At 54.1% G+C, this 19,611-nt stretch carries 19 protein-coding genes; 1 reads left to right on the forward strand and 18 read right to left on the reverse strand.

Annotated elements, in window-relative coordinates; all coding sequences use genetic code 11:
- Positions 1 to 110 precede the first annotated feature (110 nt).
- The 4 genes from pyk to queC form a co-directional block, all read right to left on the reverse strand.
- On the reverse strand, positions 111 to 1,856 hold the full coding sequence (pyk, locus tag ACGTIC_RS00740; RefSeq protein WP_201784367.1) for a pyruvate kinase: 1,746 nt from the start codon (positions 1,854 to 1,856) through the stop codon (positions 111 to 113).
- A gap of 14 nt (positions 1,857 to 1,870) precedes the next feature.
- Positions 1,871 to 2,263, reverse strand: a complete 393-nt coding sequence (gene mgsA, locus ACGTIC_RS00745) for a methylglyoxal synthase (protein WP_059076445.1) — start codon at positions 2,261 to 2,263, stop codon at positions 1,871 to 1,873.
- A gap of 205 nt (positions 2,264 to 2,468) precedes the next feature.
- Entirely contained in the window at positions 2,469 to 4,460 is a 1,992-nt protein-coding gene (locus ACGTIC_RS00750) for a M13 family metallopeptidase (RefSeq protein WP_113856446.1), read from the reverse strand.
- 30 nt (positions 4,461 to 4,490) lie between these two features.
- On the reverse strand, positions 4,491 to 5,180 hold the full coding sequence (gene queC / locus ACGTIC_RS00755; RefSeq protein WP_059076444.1) for a 7-cyano-7-deazaguanine synthase QueC: 690 nt from the start codon (positions 5,178 to 5,180) through the stop codon (positions 4,491 to 4,493).
- A gap of 141 nt (positions 5,181 to 5,321) precedes the next feature.
- On the opposite strand from queC, the gene ACGTIC_RS00760 reads away from it, so the two are divergent.
- A complete protein-coding gene (locus tag ACGTIC_RS00760) occupies positions 5,322 to 6,179 on the forward strand; it encodes a DMT family transporter (RefSeq protein ID WP_113856447.1) in 858 nt (285 codons plus the stop codon).
- 131 nt (positions 6,180 to 6,310) lie between these two features.
- On the opposite strand, the gene ACGTIC_RS00765 is transcribed toward ACGTIC_RS00760, so the two are convergent.
- From ACGTIC_RS00765 to ACGTIC_RS00830, 14 genes are all read right to left on the reverse strand, one after another.
- Positions 6,311 to 8,290 (reverse strand): YjhG/YagF family D-xylonate dehydratase, encoded by a 1,980-nt coding sequence (locus ACGTIC_RS00765; RefSeq protein ID WP_059076442.1) that lies wholly within the window; start codon positions 8,288 to 8,290, stop codon positions 6,311 to 6,313.
- Between the two features lie 268 nt (positions 8,291 to 8,558).
- Positions 8,559 to 9,497: a dihydrodipicolinate synthase family protein gene (locus ACGTIC_RS00770; RefSeq protein ID WP_059076441.1), complete on the reverse strand. Its 939-nt coding sequence runs from the start codon at positions 9,495 to 9,497 to the stop codon at positions 8,559 to 8,561.
- A gap of 244 nt (positions 9,498 to 9,741) precedes the next feature.
- A complete protein-coding gene (locus ACGTIC_RS00775) occupies positions 9,742 to 10,326 on the reverse strand; it encodes a nucleotidyltransferase family protein (protein WP_257536682.1) in 585 nt (194 codons plus the stop codon).
- An 11-nt stretch (positions 10,327 to 10,337) separates the two neighbouring features.
- Entirely contained in the window at positions 10,338 to 11,135 is a 798-nt protein-coding gene (gene yqeC / locus ACGTIC_RS00780; RefSeq protein WP_162816304.1) for a selenium cofactor biosynthesis protein YqeC, read from the reverse strand.
- Complete coding sequence (locus ACGTIC_RS00785; protein ID WP_075581661.1) at positions 11,116 to 12,204, reverse strand: XdhC family protein; 1,089 nt, start codon at positions 12,202 to 12,204, stop codon at positions 11,116 to 11,118. Before ACGTIC_RS00785 ends, yqeC begins: the two co-directional genes overlap by 20 nt.
- A gap of 20 nt (positions 12,205 to 12,224) precedes the next feature.
- Positions 12,225 to 13,265 (reverse strand): sulfate/molybdate ABC transporter ATP-binding protein, encoded by a 1,041-nt coding sequence (locus ACGTIC_RS00790; RefSeq protein WP_113856450.1) that lies wholly within the window; start codon positions 13,263 to 13,265, stop codon positions 12,225 to 12,227.
- On the reverse strand, positions 13,262 to 13,936 hold the full coding sequence (gene modB, locus ACGTIC_RS00795; RefSeq protein ID WP_236699659.1) for a molybdate ABC transporter permease subunit: 675 nt from the start codon (positions 13,934 to 13,936) through the stop codon (positions 13,262 to 13,264). The genes ACGTIC_RS00790 and modB overlap by 4 nt, the downstream gene beginning before the upstream one ends.
- 9 nt (positions 13,937 to 13,945) lie before the next feature.
- Positions 13,946 to 14,785 carry a molybdate ABC transporter substrate-binding protein gene (modA, locus tag ACGTIC_RS00800; RefSeq protein ID WP_113856451.1) on the reverse strand — a complete coding sequence of 280 codons (840 nt, stop codon included), beginning with the start codon at positions 14,783 to 14,785 and terminating at the stop codon, positions 13,946 to 13,948.
- Positions 14,786 to 14,823: 38 nt separating this feature from the next.
- The gene (locus ACGTIC_RS00805) at positions 14,824 to 15,759 is read right to left on the reverse strand and encodes an MOSC domain-containing protein (protein ID WP_113856452.1); all 936 of its coding nucleotides are present in this window, start codon (positions 15,757 to 15,759) and stop codon (positions 14,824 to 14,826) included.
- A 1-nt stretch (position 15,760) separates the two neighbouring features.
- A complete protein-coding gene (gene moaA, locus ACGTIC_RS00810; protein ID WP_059076433.1) occupies positions 15,761 to 16,729 on the reverse strand; it encodes a GTP 3',8-cyclase MoaA in 969 nt (322 codons plus the stop codon).
- Positions 16,722 to 17,219: a cyclic pyranopterin monophosphate synthase MoaC gene (gene moaC / locus ACGTIC_RS00815; RefSeq protein WP_113856453.1), complete on the reverse strand. Its 498-nt coding sequence runs from the start codon at positions 17,217 to 17,219 to the stop codon at positions 16,722 to 16,724. The genes moaA and moaC overlap by 8 nt, the downstream gene beginning before the upstream one ends.
- 9 nt (positions 17,220 to 17,228) lie before the next feature.
- Positions 17,229 to 18,248 (reverse strand): molybdopterin-binding protein, encoded by a 1,020-nt coding sequence (locus ACGTIC_RS00820; protein WP_059076431.1) that lies wholly within the window; start codon positions 18,246 to 18,248, stop codon positions 17,229 to 17,231.
- Positions 18,245 to 19,099 carry a selenium-dependent molybdenum cofactor biosynthesis protein YqeB gene (gene yqeB, locus ACGTIC_RS00825; RefSeq protein WP_113856454.1) on the reverse strand — a complete coding sequence of 285 codons (855 nt, stop codon included), beginning with the start codon at positions 19,097 to 19,099 and terminating at the stop codon, positions 18,245 to 18,247. Before yqeB ends, ACGTIC_RS00820 begins: the two co-directional genes overlap by 4 nt.
- Positions 19,086 to 19,481 (reverse strand): winged helix-turn-helix domain-containing protein, encoded by a 396-nt coding sequence (locus ACGTIC_RS00830; RefSeq protein ID WP_113856455.1) that lies wholly within the window; start codon positions 19,479 to 19,481, stop codon positions 19,086 to 19,088. Before ACGTIC_RS00830 ends, yqeB begins: the two co-directional genes overlap by 14 nt.
- Positions 19,482 to 19,611: the final 130 nt, after the last annotated feature.

The following is a 19,611-nucleotide window of genomic DNA, read 5'->3' on the forward strand; positions in this document are numbered from 1 at the left end:
AAAGATTCTGCTACGGCAGTCCCTTTAAAATGCCCATCTTAAAACAGAGGATATCCCATTACGCATTTGGGGCGTAATGGAATATCCTCTGTCTGTATTATCAGTTCACATTACCGGGCATTGGCTTTGCCACGGAAAATCGTACCGCGGCTGGCATCGACGGTCACGACTTCTCCATTTTCCAGGACATCGGCAGCATGTTCTGCCCCGACAATGGTGGGGATGCCGAAGGTGATGGCTACGATAGCCGATTCACTCGTAAGGCCCGCTTCTTCCGATACGATAGCGCTGGCCCGTTTCATATAGTCTACGTATTCCGCACTGGCCGAACGCATGACCAGGATAGCGCCGTCGGTGAAATGAGCCTTCAAATCATCGAGACTCCCGGCTACGCATACGGGGCCTATAGCCGAATTGCGGCCGATGCCGGTACCGCGGAGAAGGACATCTCCTACGACCTGGACGCGCACCATGTTGGTCGATCCGGCTTTGGCCACAGGAACACCTGCTGTGAGGACGACGAGGTCGCCGGCATTGATGAGGCCGGCATCAAGAGCGGCGTAAATGGCGTTATCGACGACTTCATCGGTCGTATTGCTTTCTTTCCCCAGGATAGCCTGGACACCCCAGTTCATCTGCAGGCGGCGGACAATATTTTCATGCGGGGAGACGGCAATAATTGGGCATGCCGGACGGTACTTGGCTACCATCTGGGCCGTGCCGCCCCGTTCGGTCGAGGCGATGATGGCCGCCGCATGAAGGTCTTCGGCAATTTTAACCGTCGCCTTGCCGATGGATTCGGTCGTCGTCGCCGGGGCTTTATTTCCTTCCTGATGAGCCTGCGGTGGGAACTGACTTTCCGTGAAGACTGCCACCCGGGCCATGGTCTGGACGGCTTCTACGGGATACAGGCCGCCTGCCGTTTCACCGCTGAGCATGACTGCATCGGTCCCGTCGAGGATGGCATTGGCTACGTCACTCGTTTCGGCCCGGGTCGGACGGGGATTGTTGCACATGGATTCCAACATCTGCGTTGCCGTAATGACCGGTTTGCCGGCCGCCTGGCATTTGCGGATCAGGAGTTTCTGCAGCGTCGGCACTTCTTCCGCTGGTACTTCCACACCCAGATCGCCGCGGGCTACCATGATGCCATCGCTCATGCTGATGATTTCATCGATATTGTTGACCGCAGCCTTGCATTCGATTTTGGAAATAATCTTCATATGGCTGTCGTGATTTTCCAGAATCTTACGAATGGTCAGCACGTCTTTGCCACGCTGGATGAAAGAAGCGGCAATCCAGTCCATATTCATGTGGATGCCAAATTCGATATCGGCTGCATCACTTTCCGATACGGCCGGCAGATTGATGGGAATCCCCGGTACGGCAACGCGCTTGCGGTCACTCATCTTGCCGCTGTTGAGGATTTTCGTGTGGATGTCTTCGCCTTCAACGGACGTGACTTCCAGATTGACCAGGCCGTCCGACAGGAGGATATGGTCACCGGGTTTGACATCCTGGGGCAATTCTTTATAGTTCATAGAGGCGATAGTTTCATCACCTTCTACGTCACGGGCCGTCAGGGTAAAGTCATGACCGGCTTCCATCATGATAGAGCCATTTTTAAACTTGCCCAGACGGATTTCCGGACCTTTTGTATCGAGCAGAAGGGCAATGGGCGTGCCTAATTTCCGGGAAACGGCACGGACCATTTCAATGCGTTTTTTATGTTCTTCATGGCTGCCATGAGAGAAATTGAACCGGGCTACATTCATGCCGGCACGGACCATGCCTTCCAGGATGTCCGGCGTATTTGAACTGGGACCCAGGGTACATACGATTTTTGTTCGTTTCATCAGTTATGCTCCTTTTACAGGTTAAACAAATCAGGCTTTTCATCCAGTGCCGAAAGCAGGATACGGGCACTGGTCACATTGGTAGCAACAGGCACAGAATGGACATCGCAGAGGCGCAGGAACGCCGACACATCCGGTTCATGAGGCTGGGCTGTCAGGGGATCGCGCAGAAAGACGACGCCGAGTACTTCATCGGAAGCGATCATGCCACCGATCTGCTGGTCGCCGCCCATCGGGCCGGGCTGCATCTGTTTCACTGTAAGTCCCGTTTCGTTTTCAATGCGCCGTCCCGTTTCACCGGTTCCTACGAGGGGATACCGGGATAATACGTTTTTAAACTGTGTTGCCAGTTTGACAATGGCATCTTTCTTGGCATCATGAGCGATGAGTGCAATGTAGGTTCGCATAAAATACCTCCTTGTATAAACTCCATACTGTGTCTGCGTAAGTGCTGTTGCATTTTTGTTCCCAGTGGTACAAAATTTGTCCCACTTGGGGAACATACCATAAAATCTATGGCATGCTCTTCTCCTGTGATTGTATCGTATCACCTGCGATAATGCAAGGGAAAACGATGTCTTTCCCCTGCATTATCTATGTGGACAGGGTATTTTACCAAAGTTTTACCCGGTCTTTTTCGGCAATATACATGCCGTCTCCGTCAGTAATGCCATAGGCACCGTAAAACCCGTCCGTAGACGACAGGGCACCATTGACCCGGGCCCGCCCTTCCGGATGGGGATCGAGCATAAGCAGCTGATGGAGAAGCTGATCTGTATACTTGGAGGCGAAAATAGACGCGAAATTACGATACAGGTCCTGGAGGACCGTCTTGTCGCCTGCGGCAATTTCCGTCGCGGCTGAAAGGCCGCCGCAATCGGCGATGGCCTCATTCATGACGAGCTTGCCGTTTTCATACTGCCCCGATGCCAGCTCATAGCGGCTGTAATAAGGGGCAAAGGCGGCAGCCCGCTTCTGGAAGGCGTCATAGTCGGCTTTCGTCCACCAATCACGGACATTCCCGTCTTTATCGGTATGACTGCCATTGGGGTCAAAAGCATGGGATATTTCATGGCCGATGACGACGCCAATACCTCCCAGATTCGCCCCCCGCGAAGCACGGTCATCGTAGAATGGGGGCTGGAGGATCCCTGCGGGGATGGTGATGCTGTTATTGTCAGAAATATACGCTGCATTGACATCCTGCGGATCGAAGGCGTACCACTTATCGGGGTTGAAATCCGTACCTATCAGTTTCTCTTCCTCCCGGGCGGCCCAGGCATTGCTGGCCAAGATATTGCTGAGCAGGTCACCTCCTCCAGATTCGGGGATGACGACGTGCATATCTTCAATGGTCGGTTTGTCATCGGCTGCCGGACCTCCGACGAAGACGCGCAGGGCATCGAGCTTTGCTATGGCCTGTGCTCTCGTACGGGGACTCATCCAGGTATTGGCTGCCAGACGGGAGCGATAGACCTTCCGCACTTCATCGATCATGGCCCGCACGTCCTGCACCATATGAGGGGTGCAGCGTTTTTTCAGGTAAATCTGTCCTAATTCGTAGGGCAGCATGTCCTGCAGCAGATAAGAAGCACGTTCCCGTTCCGTCCGGTTCTGTTTGATGCCATAGCGCTGGTTATAATAGGCTTTCGTTATGTCGCGCAGGGGGATGTCGGCAAAAGGCGCCAGCATGTCGTAAGTGCGGGCAATGAAATAATTCCGCATCAGTTCCAGGTTCTCTTCTGTATAGGCTGCATCAATCTGACAGAGATAATCCGGATTGGAAAGGAAAAAGACTTTTTCCCGGGAAAGGCCCCAGTCTTTCAGCAGGCGTTTCCCATCCAGGTGAGGCGTCATTTCCAGGAATTCCTTGCGCGTTACCATCTGGTTCATCACCATAATATCATTTTTTTCCTCGCTGGTCAGCATATGCGGTGCCAGGGACTTTTCATAGGCCAGGATAGCTTCTGCCATCGTATCGGCTTTGTCTTTGGCCGACCCATCTTCCTGGAGCAGCCGGGATATATATTCCGTATGACGTTTCCATGCACCCGGCTGGGGCTCCTTTTCCAGGTCGTAGCGCGACAGGAAAGGATTATTGGGTTCAAAGCGGGCCACATAGCGCCGGCTGTCGGGCAGGCGCTGTTCGTCCATGCTCATGAGCACGTTGATGCCATATTTCTGATGGAGTTCTCCTACTGCCTCCGTCAGTTCCTGTGGTGTCTTAGCTGCTTTGACAGGAGCCAATATATCCCGGATGTGCTGCCGGGCTGTGGCATTGCGCGTTTCCTGGTCGGTAATGCACTGGTACAGGTCGGCGATTTTCTGTTCCGGCGTACCCTTGGCATAGGTTCCCTGATGGCTGGCAATATCTTCTATTTCCTTAGTCAGGAATTCCTTATTTTCCAGATTCCGTTCGTGGAACCAGGACCACGAGGCTTCCGTCGGCTTGATCTGTTTTTCTCTCAGCGTCTTTTCATTGACCGCCTGATAAAAATCGTCTTTTTCACTGGCTGCCAGGACAACCGCCGGGGAAGAAAAGATTCCCAGTACGGCCGTCAGGGCCAGAGCGGCGCATAAGGCGGCTGTTTTCTTTGCTATCACGTCGCACGTCTCCTTTCGTCGTATGCCGGATTATTTCTTCAGTGCCGGGTCGGGTACACCATTGGCCGCAAAGGCAGCCGCCCGGTCACGGCAGGTCCCGCAGACGCCGCAGGGCATATCTCCCCCTTCATAGCAGCTCCAGGTCAGTTCGTAGGGAGCTCCGAGGCGCAGTCCTTCTTTGACGACGCCGGCCTTATTCCACGCAAGGAGCGGCGCTTCCAGATGGCAGGTGTGGCCGGACCCTTCATAAATTGCCGTATTCATGGCCTGTTCAAATTCCGGAGTGCAGTCCGGATAGGCCCGGCCGGCAGCATCGTCGGCATGGGCGCCGTAGTAGATGACTTCGGCATGGACACTGACCGCAACGGCGGCGGCAAAGGAAAGGAACAGGCCGTTGCGGAAGGGGACGTATGTTTCTACCGTACCTTCCCCGCCAGCCTGGGCCAGCTGTTCGGCATAGGACATATGGGCAATCTCCTTATCGTTATTGCGTTCCAGGAGCGGGCAGTCACTGTGCACGAAAGCCTGGGCCAGATTGATTTCTTCCTGCTGTACGCCATAATAGGCTGCCACTTTGCGGGCCGCCTGTAGTTCCTTTTCATGGCGCTGTCCATAATACGCCGTCAGGGCCAGTACATTTTCTTTTTTATATTTTTCTACGGCCATAGCCAGACACGTCGTCGAGTCTACGCCGCCACTGAGTAATACGACACATTTCATTTATATCATCCTCCTCTTCGGACTAACATATATATTATACTACATTATGGTACGCCGCTAAAACGGTATGAAAGGATTTTCTTACAGCCCCTGTCCCGTTCGTGTTATAATGAATGCATCCTAACAAAGGAGCCGGTACGTATGATTAAAGCATTGATTCTCCTATATATAATCTGGGGCTACAACTGGGTCGTCATGAAAGTATCGACGGCCTATTTCCCGCCCGTCCTGTTCGTTGCCTGCCGGGCCCTGATGGCAGCTGCCGTGCTGCTTCTGGTCTGCGCGTTCCGCCACACGTTCTGGCCAGAGCGAAAATACTGGCCCTGGATATTTCTCACGGGAGTTTCCCAGATTGTCCTGAATAATGCGGCTATGCAGATTGGCATCGTCACTCTTTCGGCGGGGCTCGTGGCCGTACTCAATTACACCATGCCCGTATTCATGGCCATCCTGGCCCATTTCTTTCTGAATGAACGCCTGACGAAGCGCAAATGCTTTGGCATTTTCCTCTCCATGGCCGGGCTCTGCCTGCTCATGAATATCCATTTCGACAATCACATCGGCGCCATGCTCATCGTCCTCGGCGGTGCTCTGGGATGGGCTGTATCGGGCGTTATCCTCAAGCTGAAACTCGGCGGCTGCGATATGATAACCTGCACGGCCTGGCAGATGGCCCTGGGCGGCATAGTACTCGTCTTCTGGGCAACCGGGAGCGGTCAGACCACCGTCATCTGGAACCTGACCAGTGTATCGGCACTCTTATATAACGTACTTCTGGCCGGTGCCGCCGGATTCTTCCTCTGGAACTACATCCTGCAGCATATGGAAGCGTCCAAAGCCGGCACGGCCATCCTCGTCGTCCCGGCTATCGGTGTACTGAGCGGCATCCTCTTCCTGGGAGAAATGCTCACCTGGAACATCGCCCTGGGCATGATTCTCATCCTCGCCGGCGTCGTCATCATCGTCAGGAAGCACAGCAGCCACATCCTGCACCGATAGGGCCTGTTGTCATAAGCCGGTGTCGTAAAAGCGGCAGTCAGCCGGCATCCACGGTACGAAAAAGGCGCTGCATGCTAGCGGAAATGCTTCATGCAGCGCCTTTTCTTTATACGTCAGGCTGTGCCTGTGGCTTATTTATTTTTCTTGGCCAGTGCTTCTTTACCGGCTTTCAGTGTTTCAATGATCTTATCGACATCGTAGACAGTACCTTTCCATGTGCCGCCGCTGACATCCTGCAGGGCTGCCCAGAGACGGGTATCATCAGGCAGATCGTCGTCTTCGTGGATGGCCGGGTTCGTTTCCCGTTCAGCCAGTACTTTGGCGCCTTCTTCATAGGTCAGCTTGTGGTCTTTCGTGCCGATGAAGTTCAGGCTGCCTTTGAGGTTTACCGTATCGACGATGATTTCTACGACATCACCGTCACGGAGTTTGCCGATAGGACCACCAGCCAGTGCTTCCGGACCTACGTGACCGAAGCATGCACCTGTCGATACGCCGGAGAAACGGGCATCGGTGATGAGGGCTACGTGTTTGCCGAAGGACAGGTGTTTCAGTGCGGAAGTCAGCTGATATGTTTCTTCCATGCCGGTACCCATCGGGCCGCCAGCCATGACTACCATGATGTCGCCAGCTTCTACGCCGCCGTTCTTAAGAGCTGTAATGGCAGCTTTTTCAGACGGATAGCATTTGACCGGAGCGGTATGACGGTATACGTGATCGTCGTCGATGACGGACGGATCGATAGCTGTCGATTTGACGACCGAGCCTTCGGGAGCGATATTGCCGGTCGGGAAGGTAATGGTCGAACCGATACCTTTGGCTTTTGCCTGTTCCGGGCTGAAGATAACGTCGTCAACGTTGAGGTTATCCAGTTCTTTCAGGCGCTTCTGGCAGGATACACGGCGCTGGGACTGTTCCCACCAGTCGAGGTTTTCACCGAGGGTGCTGCCCGTAACGGTCATGACATCTTCGTGGAGCAGGCCCATCTTGCGCAGGTGGAGCATGACTTCCGGAACACCGCCAGCCATGAATACGTCAACGGTCGGATAGTTGATCGGGCCCATAGGCAGAACGCTGACCAGACGGGGAACTTCTTTGTTGATTCGTGCCCAGTCATGAACGGTCGGTACGTGGCAGCCAGCCATGAAAGCAATAGCCGGGAGATGGAGCAGGAGGTTGGTCGAACCACCGAAAGCGGCATGGATAACCATGGCGTTTTCGATGGCTTTATCGGTAATGATATCTTTCGTCGTAATGCCGGCTTTATAAAGATCCATAGCGGCAACGGCCGATTTTTTCGCCATGTCGTACCAGATGGGTTCGCCCGACGGGGACAGGGCAGCGTGAGGCAGGCAGAAACCAAGGCCTTCGGCTACGACCTGGCTCGTGCCGGCTGTACCGAGGAACTGACAGCCGCCGCCACCACTGGCACAGGCGATGCAGCCCAGACGGCAGGCACGGTCGAAGGACAGTTCTTTATTGGCATAGCGTACGCTGATAGTCTGTACGGTACCGAGGTCTTCCCCGTCATTTGGCATAAGGGTAGCGCCGCCGGGGATCAGGATCGTCGGCAGGTCATGCATGTTGGCCAGGGCCATCATCATGGCCGGCAGGCCTTTATCGCAGGAAGCGACACCGATGACGGCTTTGCGGGTCGGGAGGGACCGGATGAGGCGGCGCATGACCATAGAAGCGTCATTACGGTACGGCAGGGAATCGAACATGCCCGTCGTGCCCTGTGTACGGCCATCGCAGGGGTCGGTGACAAAGGCAGCCGTCGGTACATAGCCCATATCTTTTAATGTATTAGCCGCTTCTTTTAAGAGGCCGTCCAGTTCGAAGTGACCGGGATGGAGACCGACGGCAACGGTCGTGCCATCGTCTTTTTTGAGACCGCCATAGGTGCTGATCATCATAACATCGCCATTGGCCAGTGTCTTGGGGTCCCAGCCCATGCCGGCATCAATGGTCATGCCAAAAATATTGCCGCTCGGGGAATTACGCAGTGTTTCCGGAGTCAAAGGCAATACGCCATCTGGGCCATCTGCATGTGTGCGCGAACGGAGAATTAAGTCTGATGCATCGTTAGCATACAATTCTTTTACTGACATTTAAATCTCTCCTTTTCTTACAAAACATCCACTAGATAATTCTTTAAATATAAAAACCAACCTGGAACTGTAGTATACCAGTTTAGATTGACAAAAACCAAATTAAAACCTGGTGAATGTACGTTCATAGTAACGTAAAAATCCGCCTCTGTCAATGAATCAGAGCTTGCAATTATAGGTGTATTCCGCTTCAATTATGCATATTTTGCATGAAAAAGCCGTCTGATTCATTGCTGCTATGAATCAGACGGCAGGAGCGTACCTTATATTATTTTGTTTCTTTCTTGATAGCCTGTTTGTTGTTGCGTTTCATGAGGTTTTCCAGATCGATGCCATCGATGAAGGCCTGGAGTTTTTTCACCGTCGGCGGTCTCTTGGAGAAATGCATGCAGTATTCGCTGACGGGAACCCCCTGGAGGTTGAGAGCCTTCTTGGCAACCTGCGGGAACGGCGTCTTGGACGAATAGATGTACATCAGTCCATTGACTTTTTCCTGACAGTCAAACATGTATTCCCAGTTCTTTTCATTAATGGCCCGGCACCATTCGGAGCAGAGTTTCGGAGCAAAGTTGGACAGGCCGCCGATACAGCCGTTGCCGCCGCTGAGCATGATGTGGACGAGGTTTTCATCATAGCCGGAGTAAACGATGAAGTCAGGGAATTCATCTTTCGTGACTTCAATCAGTTTACGCGTATGGGAAAAGAGTTCAATCGTATCTTTATAGCCGACGAGGTTTTTATGTTTGCGGAGCAGATTAAGAGTGATTTCCGGTGTCACGTCATCGCCCGTTGCGCCGGGATAGTTGTAAATGAAGACCTTGCCCCGGACCTGGGGAAGAACTGTATCATAATAGGCTTCAATATCTTCTGCGCTGAGCGGGAAATAATAGGGGCAGACAATCATGACGGCGTCAGCGCCGGCATCGCAGGCATAGTTGGAAAGTTCTACCGTATCGCGGACGCTCATGCAGCCCGTACCGATCATGCATTTTACTTTCCCTTTGATATAGGGCACGGCAATGTCGATAAGGCGTTTCTTCTGTTCCATAGACATGGCAAAAAATTCACCCGTGCTGCCCATAACGACGATGCCGTCTACACCGCCTTTGATGAGGAAATCATAGACCATTTCATTGCCTTTCTGGTCTATATTGCCCACGCGGTCAAAAATAGTGACGACAGGCGTTAAATATTCTGCTTTTTTCATGTATATCCCAATCCCTTCTGCACAGTAGCTTTTTCGTATATACTAACTTGGTCGTTATTACGAACCATGCATTTATTCTACATGAAATTCTCTGAATGTCAAGACTAAAAATGCAACATCTTCCGTGTATCCTGCATACAACTATATTCTTTTTTTCACATAAAAAGTCCCATTTTTACGGAAATAAAAAAATATAGAGTATGCTGTTTCCAACAACATACTCTGCACATATATAATAGATATTTTATTTTTTATTCATGAGGGGCAACAAAACCCGGGCATCTGCCACTGTATCGATATCGGAGAGCTCCGTTTCTGATGCATCATATACCCAGCATTGCTTCCCGTATTTTTTCAATAGAACGCCGGCGCCGCAGTCACCGCGGAGGGACATAAGTTCCTGCCGGAACGTACTTCTGAAAACGGCCGGATTTCCTATAATACCCGAGGCCCGCATGGCGCCAACCGGCTGTCCTGAACGGACATATCCCGTCAAAAAACTGGCTATGGTCTGTGCCTGCAGCAGAGGCCGGTCAGCCACAAAAAAACCATAGGCATCGCTGTCACGAGTGGCGGTACCAATGCGGATCGAGGCGGCTATGCCCTCTTGACTGGCATCGTTGGGATACACCTGTGCTCCCCGTACCCGACACCAGTGGCGCAATTCTTCATAGGGTGAAACGACAACGATATCACACCCTATGTTCTCCTGCCGCACAGATTCCATCCCCTCCCGGAGCTGGAGAAACCCATACTGATACAGAGGTCTTCCGGCAAAAGGAGTAAGCAGTTTATTTCTTCCAAACCGGCGCCCCTGCCCGGAAGCCATATATACCAGGCTTATATGCACGGAATCCCTTCCTTTCCGGCAAAGGACGTGATGAGCCCTGCAGGAAGATCCATTTCCTGGAAAATCAGGCTGGCAGCGATGCGATGCTGTGGCGTGTCGGCCTGATTCAGTACGGGAAGGACCGGGATATCCCATGCCATGCCGGAAAGGCAGCAGTTCTGCCAGAGCCGGGCAAACAAGCTGATAGACAGCGGTACGGTCCCGTCAGCCGCTTCCTGCGGAAAGGTCCGTCCAAACCGCCGTGCCGCATCAGCCGCCTCATTCCAGCGGAAGCAGACAGCCTGCAAGGACCGTCCCAGTGCCGACAGGCCGGCAATGGACAGTACGGCGTCACACCGGGCGGGAAGGACCGGCTCGTTCGCCCCCGGCACTTTAAAAGGAAGGCGCCGCGATCCATCGGCTTCGACGAGGACGACATCGGCATGGCGCGCCGCTGTATGATAGGCCGCATCACCGATATACGAAATCTTGCCGCCATCACAGGGAAGCCCCGCCACGGCAATACCCGTTTCCCGCATCTGCCGGACGATTGCGGCGGCATCATCGGTCAGCACGCCATACTGTTCGGGCTGATACATATGGGTCGTCGTCACGACGAGGACGCGTTTGCCTCTGTCCATCAATTCTCGTGCCAGAGCGGCAATACAGGTCGTTTTGCCGCCGGCACCGGTAACGGCCAGTACGACCGGGACATCAGTCCGTGCCAGTTCCGGCAGGATACGGCCTATGCCCTCCCACAGGGTGGATACATGTTCATCCGAATCTTTTTTATATACGACAATGTTCATTCCTATACGCTCTCCAGACTTTGGCATCCTCTTTTTCACGGCCTTCACGGCGGGCCCGGACAGCAATGAGTTCGGCAGCGATACTGACGGCGATTTCTTCCGGTGTCGCCGCCGAAATGGGCAGGCCTATAGGCGCGTGGCAGGCGTCGATGGTATCTGCAGGAAATCCGTCAGCTAATAGTTTGGAACGGACGAAAGCTAACTTTGCCCGGCTGCCGATGACCCCGATGTAACCGGGATGACAGGAAAGGGCATATTTTTGTGCGTCATAGTCCCCCAGATGGCCACGGGTCATAATGCAGACATAATCGTCGCCTGATACCGGGACATAGTCTGCCAGGTGATGGAAATCGGCTGTAATCCGCACGGCCGCATCAGGAAAACGGCTGGCAGATACAAATTCGCCCCGGTCTTCGACAACAGTACAGGAAAATCCCAGCCCTGTCAAGAGTGGAACCAGTGCTTTGGCTACATGACCGCCCCCGAAAACGATGACCCGCCGGGGATAAGCCAGTATTTCTTTATACAAGAGATGGCCTGGAAGGGATACTATGCCCGGTACAGACCTTTCCTGACCCGGTTCTTCATGAAATTGCTGCAAATAGCGGTCATGACCACAATATACCGGTCCATCATCTGTCAAAAGGGCCATGCCCCAATGCGCCGGATCAGTCAGATCCAAGAAGAGCCGGCAGGCATGCTGACCGGACAGGCACTGCACCGCCCGGGCCAGCAGGGGCATCAGGGACGGGACAGCCGGATCAAAATACTGGCAGAATACGCGCAGTTCGCCGCCGCATACGGCCCCGATATCTGCTACAGGATCCTTGTGCAGGACCAGTGGCAGTATGAATGACTTTTTTTCTTTCAGAGCCTTCCTGCCTGCTTCACAGGCCAGGTGTTCCTGATAGCCCCCGCCGACCGTTCCCGGCGCCGATCCGTCTTCCAGGATCAGCTGGTGGCTGCCAGCGCCGCGGGGAGTCGAACCCACCGTATCAATAATTGTCAGTAATACGGCACTGCGCCCGGAAGAAAGTTCTTCGAATAGTTTGGAAAAAAGAGATTTCATCGTATACAGGGTTCCTTTCTTTATGTATGCAGAAGCAGTATATCACGGGAAGATACGCCCAGAGACAATACCTGTGGCGGTTCATGACTTGTTTTATCTACCTGCCACCAGAGAGACGGCGTATTCTCTTTCTGATTCCGGTAGCGGAATTGTACCAGCCAGGAAAAGGGCCGTTCCAGAATCGTCTCTACCGTAACAGTCTGACCGTTTTCTTCCCGGCCCGGCACAAACGACCGTTCTCCTATGGCTACGGCACACAGGCCCGGCGGGACAGGGCGTTCCGGGTGAAAACGGAGATTCCAGTCCGGCACGACTACTTCATTTTCCAGAAGGCGGGCCGGCGCAATATTCCGGCACCCCGTCAGGATAGCCGCCGCCCTGGTAGGCGGCGCGGAAAAGATGTCCTGTACCTTCCCGGACGAATCGACGCGGCCATCTTCCAGAACGATTATATGCCGGCATAACTGATAGGCTTCGTCCCGGTTATGGGTGACGATCAGGACATCTTTGTCATAGTACGTCAGCAGCTGCTTCAATTCGGCCAGCAGCTGCTCCCTGAGCCATGTATCGAGGGCGCTGAACGGTTCATCGAGAAGGAGGATATCCGGTTCATTGATGAGGCAGCGCGCCAGGGCCGTCCGCTGCTGCTGCCCTCCCGAAAGCTGTCCCGGCTTACGGTCCGAAAGGCCGGTCAGGTGCATCCGTCCGATCATATCATCGACCCGCCGCTGTCGCTCCCGTTTATCCTTGAGATAGCGGATACCACTATAGATATTTTCCTCTACCGTCATATGGGGAAACAGGGCGTAATTCTGGAACAGATAGCCTACATGACGGTCCTGAACGCGCATATCCGTGCGAGAACGGGAATCGAACAGGACGCGGCCGTTGAGCACGATCCGCCCGGCATCGGGTCTTTCGATACCGGCAATGCACTGCAGGGTCTTGCTCTTGCCGCTTCCGGAAGCGCCGAGGATGCCGAGGACACCGCCCCTTGTTTCAAAATGGACAGACAGGGTAAAGGCGCCCAGCTTCTTTTCTATATGGACAGACAGGCTCATAGAAGGCGTCTCCTTTCACGGCCTCTTTTTTCATATACGTTGATAGTGAGCAGCACGACCGCACTGATAGCGATATTGATGAGGACCCAGATAAATGCGTGGTATTCATCATTGGTACGCCAGAGCTGATAGACCGTCGTAGAAATCGTCGCTGTATTGTGAGGGATGTATCCGATGAGCATGGTCGTTGCCCCATATTCTCCCAGTGCCCTGGCAAAGGCCAGCACCGTCCCGGCGATGATACCCTGACGGCAGCAGGGCATACGGATGTGCCAGAAAATATACGTATCGGACAGGCCCAGTGTCCGGCCGCTCCAGGCCAGTGTCTCATCAAAACTTTCAAAGGCCCCGCGGGCCGTGCGGTACATGAGGGGAAAGGCCACTACTGACGAAGCGAGGACACCGCCGTACCAGGTCATGACAAAGCGGATACCCACATCGTTGAGAAACATGCCGACAGGATGCTTCAGGCCGAAGACGAGGAGGAGCAGCCAGCCGCAGACCGTCGGCGGCAGGACCAGTGGCAGCGTGAGGACGACATCGAGGATTCCTTTTAATATGCGGGGCAGGCGGGCAACGTAATAGGCCAGGCAGATGCCGCTGAAAAAGACGAGGATGCAGGAAATGCCGGCAATGCGCAGGCTGTTCCACAGAGGATACCAGTCCATCATACCGCTTCCTTACGAGACGGGACTAAAGCCGACGCTCTTAAAAATCCGCATGGCCCCATCCCCTTTCAGATAGTCCAGGAAGGCCCGGGCTTCCTGTTGATGCTGGCTGTGTTTCATAACTGCTGCCGGATAAATGACCTGTCCGCACATGTCTTTCGTCGCTTCATCGACCGGTTTCAGGCGGGCACTAAAAGCATCGGTCGCATAAATGACGCCACAGTCGGCACTGCCTTCCCTGACCTGGGTCGTCACTTCCTTGACATTGGAACCATACGTGATGTGGCCGGCACGGGCAATGACCGTTTCATCGAGGCCATAGAATGTCAGAATCTTTTGCGTATACTGGCCGACGGGCACATCACTGTTGCCCATGACCAGACGGATAGAGCCTTCTTTCAATTTAGCCGCCATGTCATGGAAGTTCTGAACGCCACCAGGGTTCCCTTCGGGCGTAACCAGGACAACTTTGTTTTCCAGAAGATCGACCCGGCTGTCGCTCTTGACGTAATCGAGCCCATCGGGATTGGCTTTTTTATCCCGGGAACCATCGAGCTGGTTCATCTGCTTCTGGGCAGCCGAGATGAACAAATCGCAGTCTGCCCCATTCTGAATCTGCGTCTTCAGGGTACCTGATGAATCAAAATTAAAGGAAATGTCCACATCGGGATGTTCCTGTTCGTACTCTTGGGCAATCTGATTCATCGTTTCCGTCATGCTCGCCGCGGCAAACACCGTAAGATGAACCTTATCCTTTTCTCCCGACGCCGTTTCTTTCTGCCCGGTTCCGCATCCGGCCAGGGCAAATACCAACGTTCCTGCCATAATCGCTGCCATTATTTTTTTCCACATACGGTGTCTTATCTCCTTTTTCATCGGTAATCACAGGGTCATGTCCGGGCACAATCCCCGCCTTCGCCGCGCAGCAGATTGAGGCCGTGGGGAATCGTATCCAGAAAGACATCCATACATTCCTGACAGGCTTTTTCACTACCCGGCAGGTTGATGATCAACGTCCGTTTGCGGATAACGCTGACTGCCCGGGACAGCATGGCCCGTGGCGTAATCTTCAGTGAGGCCGCCCGCATAGCTTCGGCAATCCCCGGCACCATGCGGTCGGCGACGGCTGCCGTCGCTTCCGGCGTGACATCGCGGAGGGAAAATCCCGTACCGCCCGTCGTCAGAATGAGATCTACCTGGCGCTGGTCTGCCAGCCGGCAAAGCTGCTGCCTGAGGGGTGCTGCTTCATCGGGAAGAAGCAGCGTTTCCACGACATCATATCCTGATTCCTTCAATCTGGCCACAATGGCCGGCCCGCTCGTATCCTGGCGTTTTCCCCGACTCCCTTTATCGGACAGGGTAATGACCGCCGCCTGATAGGGACGCCGCTCCCGGCGCTCTGCTATGACCAGCTCGTCACCGGTCCGCAGGATGCCTCCACGGACGACCCGGGCAAACACGCCCTCCCGGGGCATGATACAATCACCTACGGCCTGATAAATCGCACAGTGCTGATGGCATTCCTTGCCCACCTGTGTCAGCTCAAGCAGGACATCGCCGCTTGTAAACAGCGTCCCTACGGGAAGAGCGGAAAAGTCAAAGCCGCGGACGACGAGATTTTCCCCGAAGGCCCCGCTCTGCACATCGGCCCCACGGGCACGGAATGCGTCGATCCGGTCTGCCGAAAGCAGGCTGACCTGACGGTGCCAATGGCCGGCATGGGCATCTCCCCGGATTCCCCAGTCAGCGACCAATTCTGCCGACTCTACGGGCTGTTTCTGCGTTCCCCGTACTGTACTGATACATATGGCTTCTATGCGTCCCATCTTATCCTCCAATCTGATTCATCGTTTTATGTTCTGTAATCCGGCTGGCATCGGAAAACTGGTGCTGTTCCGGTTTTGCCATTATGGCTCTGGTCACGGCCTGCCGCAACCGCTCCTGCCGGTCGGGAAGTCCGCTCCGGATAATGTCTCTGACAGATATGCCCTGTTCATAGCACAGACAAGGTTTCAATACGCCCGTACTGGTCAGACGCAGCCTGTTGCAGCTATGACAGAACTGGTGCGTATTGGCTCCGATAAAGCCGATATGTCCCGTAAGAGAAGTACTGCCATAATAGACGGCCGGCCCGTTGCCATGGTGGCGGCAGGGGGACAGATCGGGCCAGACCTGTTTCAGCCGGGAAAAAGCTTCGCCAACAGGGACCCCCTTCATCTGCCGGCCACAGCCGATTGGCATGAGCTCAATGAACCGTACGTCCAGCGGCCAGTCACGGGCCAGTTCCGCCAGAGGCAGGATCTGGGACACCGTTTCCTCCAATAACACCGCATTCACCTTAATTCTGACTGGCCGTGTCAGTGCCTGCCGGAGAGCGGATAGAACCACATCGAGCTTCCCGCCGCCGGTCAGGTTCGCATACTGGCTGGCCGAAAGCGTATCCAGACTGATATTGATACTGCTCACTCCGGCCTGACAGAGAACAGGAAGGGCCTTATTCAGGAGCTGACCATTAGTGGTCAGTGTCACATCACAGACGCCCGGCAGCGCCGTGAGTTTTGATATAAAGGAAAGGGCTCCCTTTCGCACGAGCGGTTCGCCGCCGGTCACTTTAAAACGATTGATGCCCAGTGAAACAGCAGCGTTACAAATTTCCAATATTTCTTCATAACGCAGGATTTCATCGTGCCCGACAGACGGCACGTCAGAGGGCATGCAATAGCGGCAGCGCAGATTGCAGCGGTCCGTCAGGGAAATACGCAGATAATCGATAGTACGGCCCCAGGTATCACGCATGTGGGTCGTCTCCTTTCCCATAGATAAAATGGCCGCTTTTGCCACCTTTCTTCTCTACCAGATGAACCTGTTCGATGTGCATATTTTTATCGACGGCTTTGCACATGTCATACACGGTAAGCAGGGCAATAGAAACACCTGTAAGCGCTTCCATTTCGACACCTGTCCGGCCCTGGCAGCGTACCAGACAGCGGGCCTCGATGGCACGGTCTTCCGGTACGGGAGAAAAGGTTACGGCACACTTGGTCAGTGCCAGGATATGGCACAGGGGAACGAGATCACTCGTTCTTTTTGCACCCATGATGCCGGCAATCTGGGCCACCGTAAGTACATCGCCTTTTTTCATAGTACCGGCCTGTACCATGGAAAAGCAGGTATCGCTCATATAAATCCGCCCAACGGCTACGGCTTCCCGTGCCGTTATCTCCTTCTGGCCCACGTCTACCATGCGGGCATTCCCTGCTTCATCAATATGAGAAAACTGTTCCATTCTTTCCTCCTATTTGCCAAATCCACAGTTCGGGAAGGTACAGACCGGGCAGTTCAGGCAGTATCCGCCTTCTCCCAGAGATGCCAGCCGGTCTGCCGTAATGGGGACGCCGGCAATAAGGGATGGCAGGACGAGGTCAAAAATAGTCCGCCGGGCATACATGACACATCCCGGCAATCCCACGACAGGCCGGCCGTCGGTCATATAGGACAGGAGGAACATCGCTCCTGGCAGGACCGGCGCCCCGTAAGATACGATGCGGGCTCCCGTGTTTTTGATGGCCAGCGGCGTCTGATCATCAGGATCGACACTCATCCCACCCGTGCAGAGAACCATGTCCAGGTGCTGTTCCAGCATGCCGTTGATAGCCCGGGTAATAGCCGCCGGATCGTCATCGAGAATGTCGTGGGCTGCCATCACCGCCCCGAATTCTGCCATTTTGGAAACGATGACATCGGTAAACGTATCTTTGATACGGCCGTGGAACACTTCACTTCCTGTCGTCACGACGCCATAGCGGATGTTCCGGAAGGGGACGACCTGCATCAGTGGTTGGGAGCCGGCTGCCTGTTTTGCCGCCTCCATCTTTTCTTTTTCAATGACCAGCGGAATGATCCGCGTCCCGGCCAGACGGTCTCCTTTTCTGACGGCAAATCCGCCATGCCGGGTGGCAATCATCATCTGACCCAGGGCATTGACCCGGTACAGGCCCTGCGTATCGACGAGAAACAGACCGTCACAGTCCGCCGTCAGTTCTATTTTGCCTTCCTTAGGTTCTCCAGCCGCAATATGACGGCCCTGACAGATATCCCGCAGGATGATTGCCGCATCATTTTCATGAAGCATATGTTCATTATTTTCCCAGATATAAATCTGTTCTTTTCCCACCGACAGCAGAACGGGAATGTCTTCCGGCTGGATAATATGCCCCTTGCGGAATACGGGACCCTTGCTCACGCCACGGATGATCTGTGTAATATCATGACAGAGCACCTGCCCAACGGCATCGACGGTACGCATTTTTTTCATCGTTTCTGCACTCCTTTTTTCTTCTGATCCATCAGGACAGCCGTCAGTACGGCACCGCCCAGGCACCGGGCTTTATCTGAAATGGTGAAGCAGTTTTTCAGTTCTTCCTTCCGGGGATCGATATCGGCAGTCTTAAACCCTGGCGTAACGGGATACCCGTCCCGGATCAGCCCCCGTACCAGACCGGTCAGGCTGGCCCGGATGAGCGTCCCTTCCGTACAGATAGAAACGGTATCCTGTGGGGTCCCGGTGATGATGGCTACGGGATCGCCCTGTTCCACCATATCGCCAATCCGCACCAGTCCATACACATATCCTGCGGCCGGGCTGTGCATTACCCGTTCTTTCCCATATCCGGCAATGATGCCGGGAATTCCCGTATTGGCAGCAGCCGTTCCATCGGTGATGATCCGCCCCAGATTATGACCCCGCTTCGTTTCAATGATGTAGTCCACATCGCACCCAGCCGTAAATCCCGGACCGAGTCCGATGACACAGGGTGCCATGTCCCGCGTCGTGCCCAGGTTCTTTTTAGCGAGGATTGCATCGACGACGACAGCCGGCTTAAGATCGGCAATCGCCTTTCCTTCCGGATCAATCATAAGGGGAATCTGATTTTTTTCCCAGGCCTGCTGCACGTCTTCATAGGTATGGCAGCGGACAGCCGTCATATCTTCTACCGTACAGCGGCCATCATACACGGCCTCTGACAAGGCTACCTGACGACGGATGGCTGACGGCGCGGCCACTTCCAGGGATACTACGGGGAAACCGGCCCGCCATAACGCTTGTATGACACCAGTGGCCAGATCCCCTCCCCCACGGACGATAATACAATTATGTTGTTTCATGACCTAACTCCTTTAACCGGGTAATTTCACCGGGATTAAATGAACGCTCAAACTCCTGTCTCGCCGTTTCGTTTACTTTCTCCTCCAATTTTTCATACCGCTGGAGAAGAATTTCCGCAGCCTTCGTCAGACGGCTGTGCCCTCCATGGCTGCCGCCGGCCTGTCGTTCCGTCAGAGGAAATCCCCAGATTTCTTCGGCCGCCCGCACGACCGTCCAGGCTTTGCTGTAAGACATGTGCATGGCCTGGGCAGCCCCCTGCAGCGACCCGGTGCGCCGCACACCGGAAAGCAATTCGGCTACACCGGGACCAAAGGCTTTTTCATCGGTCATCATGCGGACCGTGACCTTGCACCGCAGTCTCTTATCCTGATCTCTGTTCATGACGGTCTGCTCCTTTCAGGCGATATGTTTATGTGCGAATAACGCAGGGAGAAAGAAAACCGGCTTGCTGGAACTGCCGGTTTCTTTTTATTTTTTTATTATAAGCGATAGCATCCCATCTGAAAAGTAC

It is taken from the genome of Megasphaera hexanoica (assembly GCF_043520715.1).
GTDB lineage: Bacteria > Bacillota > Negativicutes > Veillonellales > Megasphaeraceae > Megasphaera > Megasphaera hexanoica.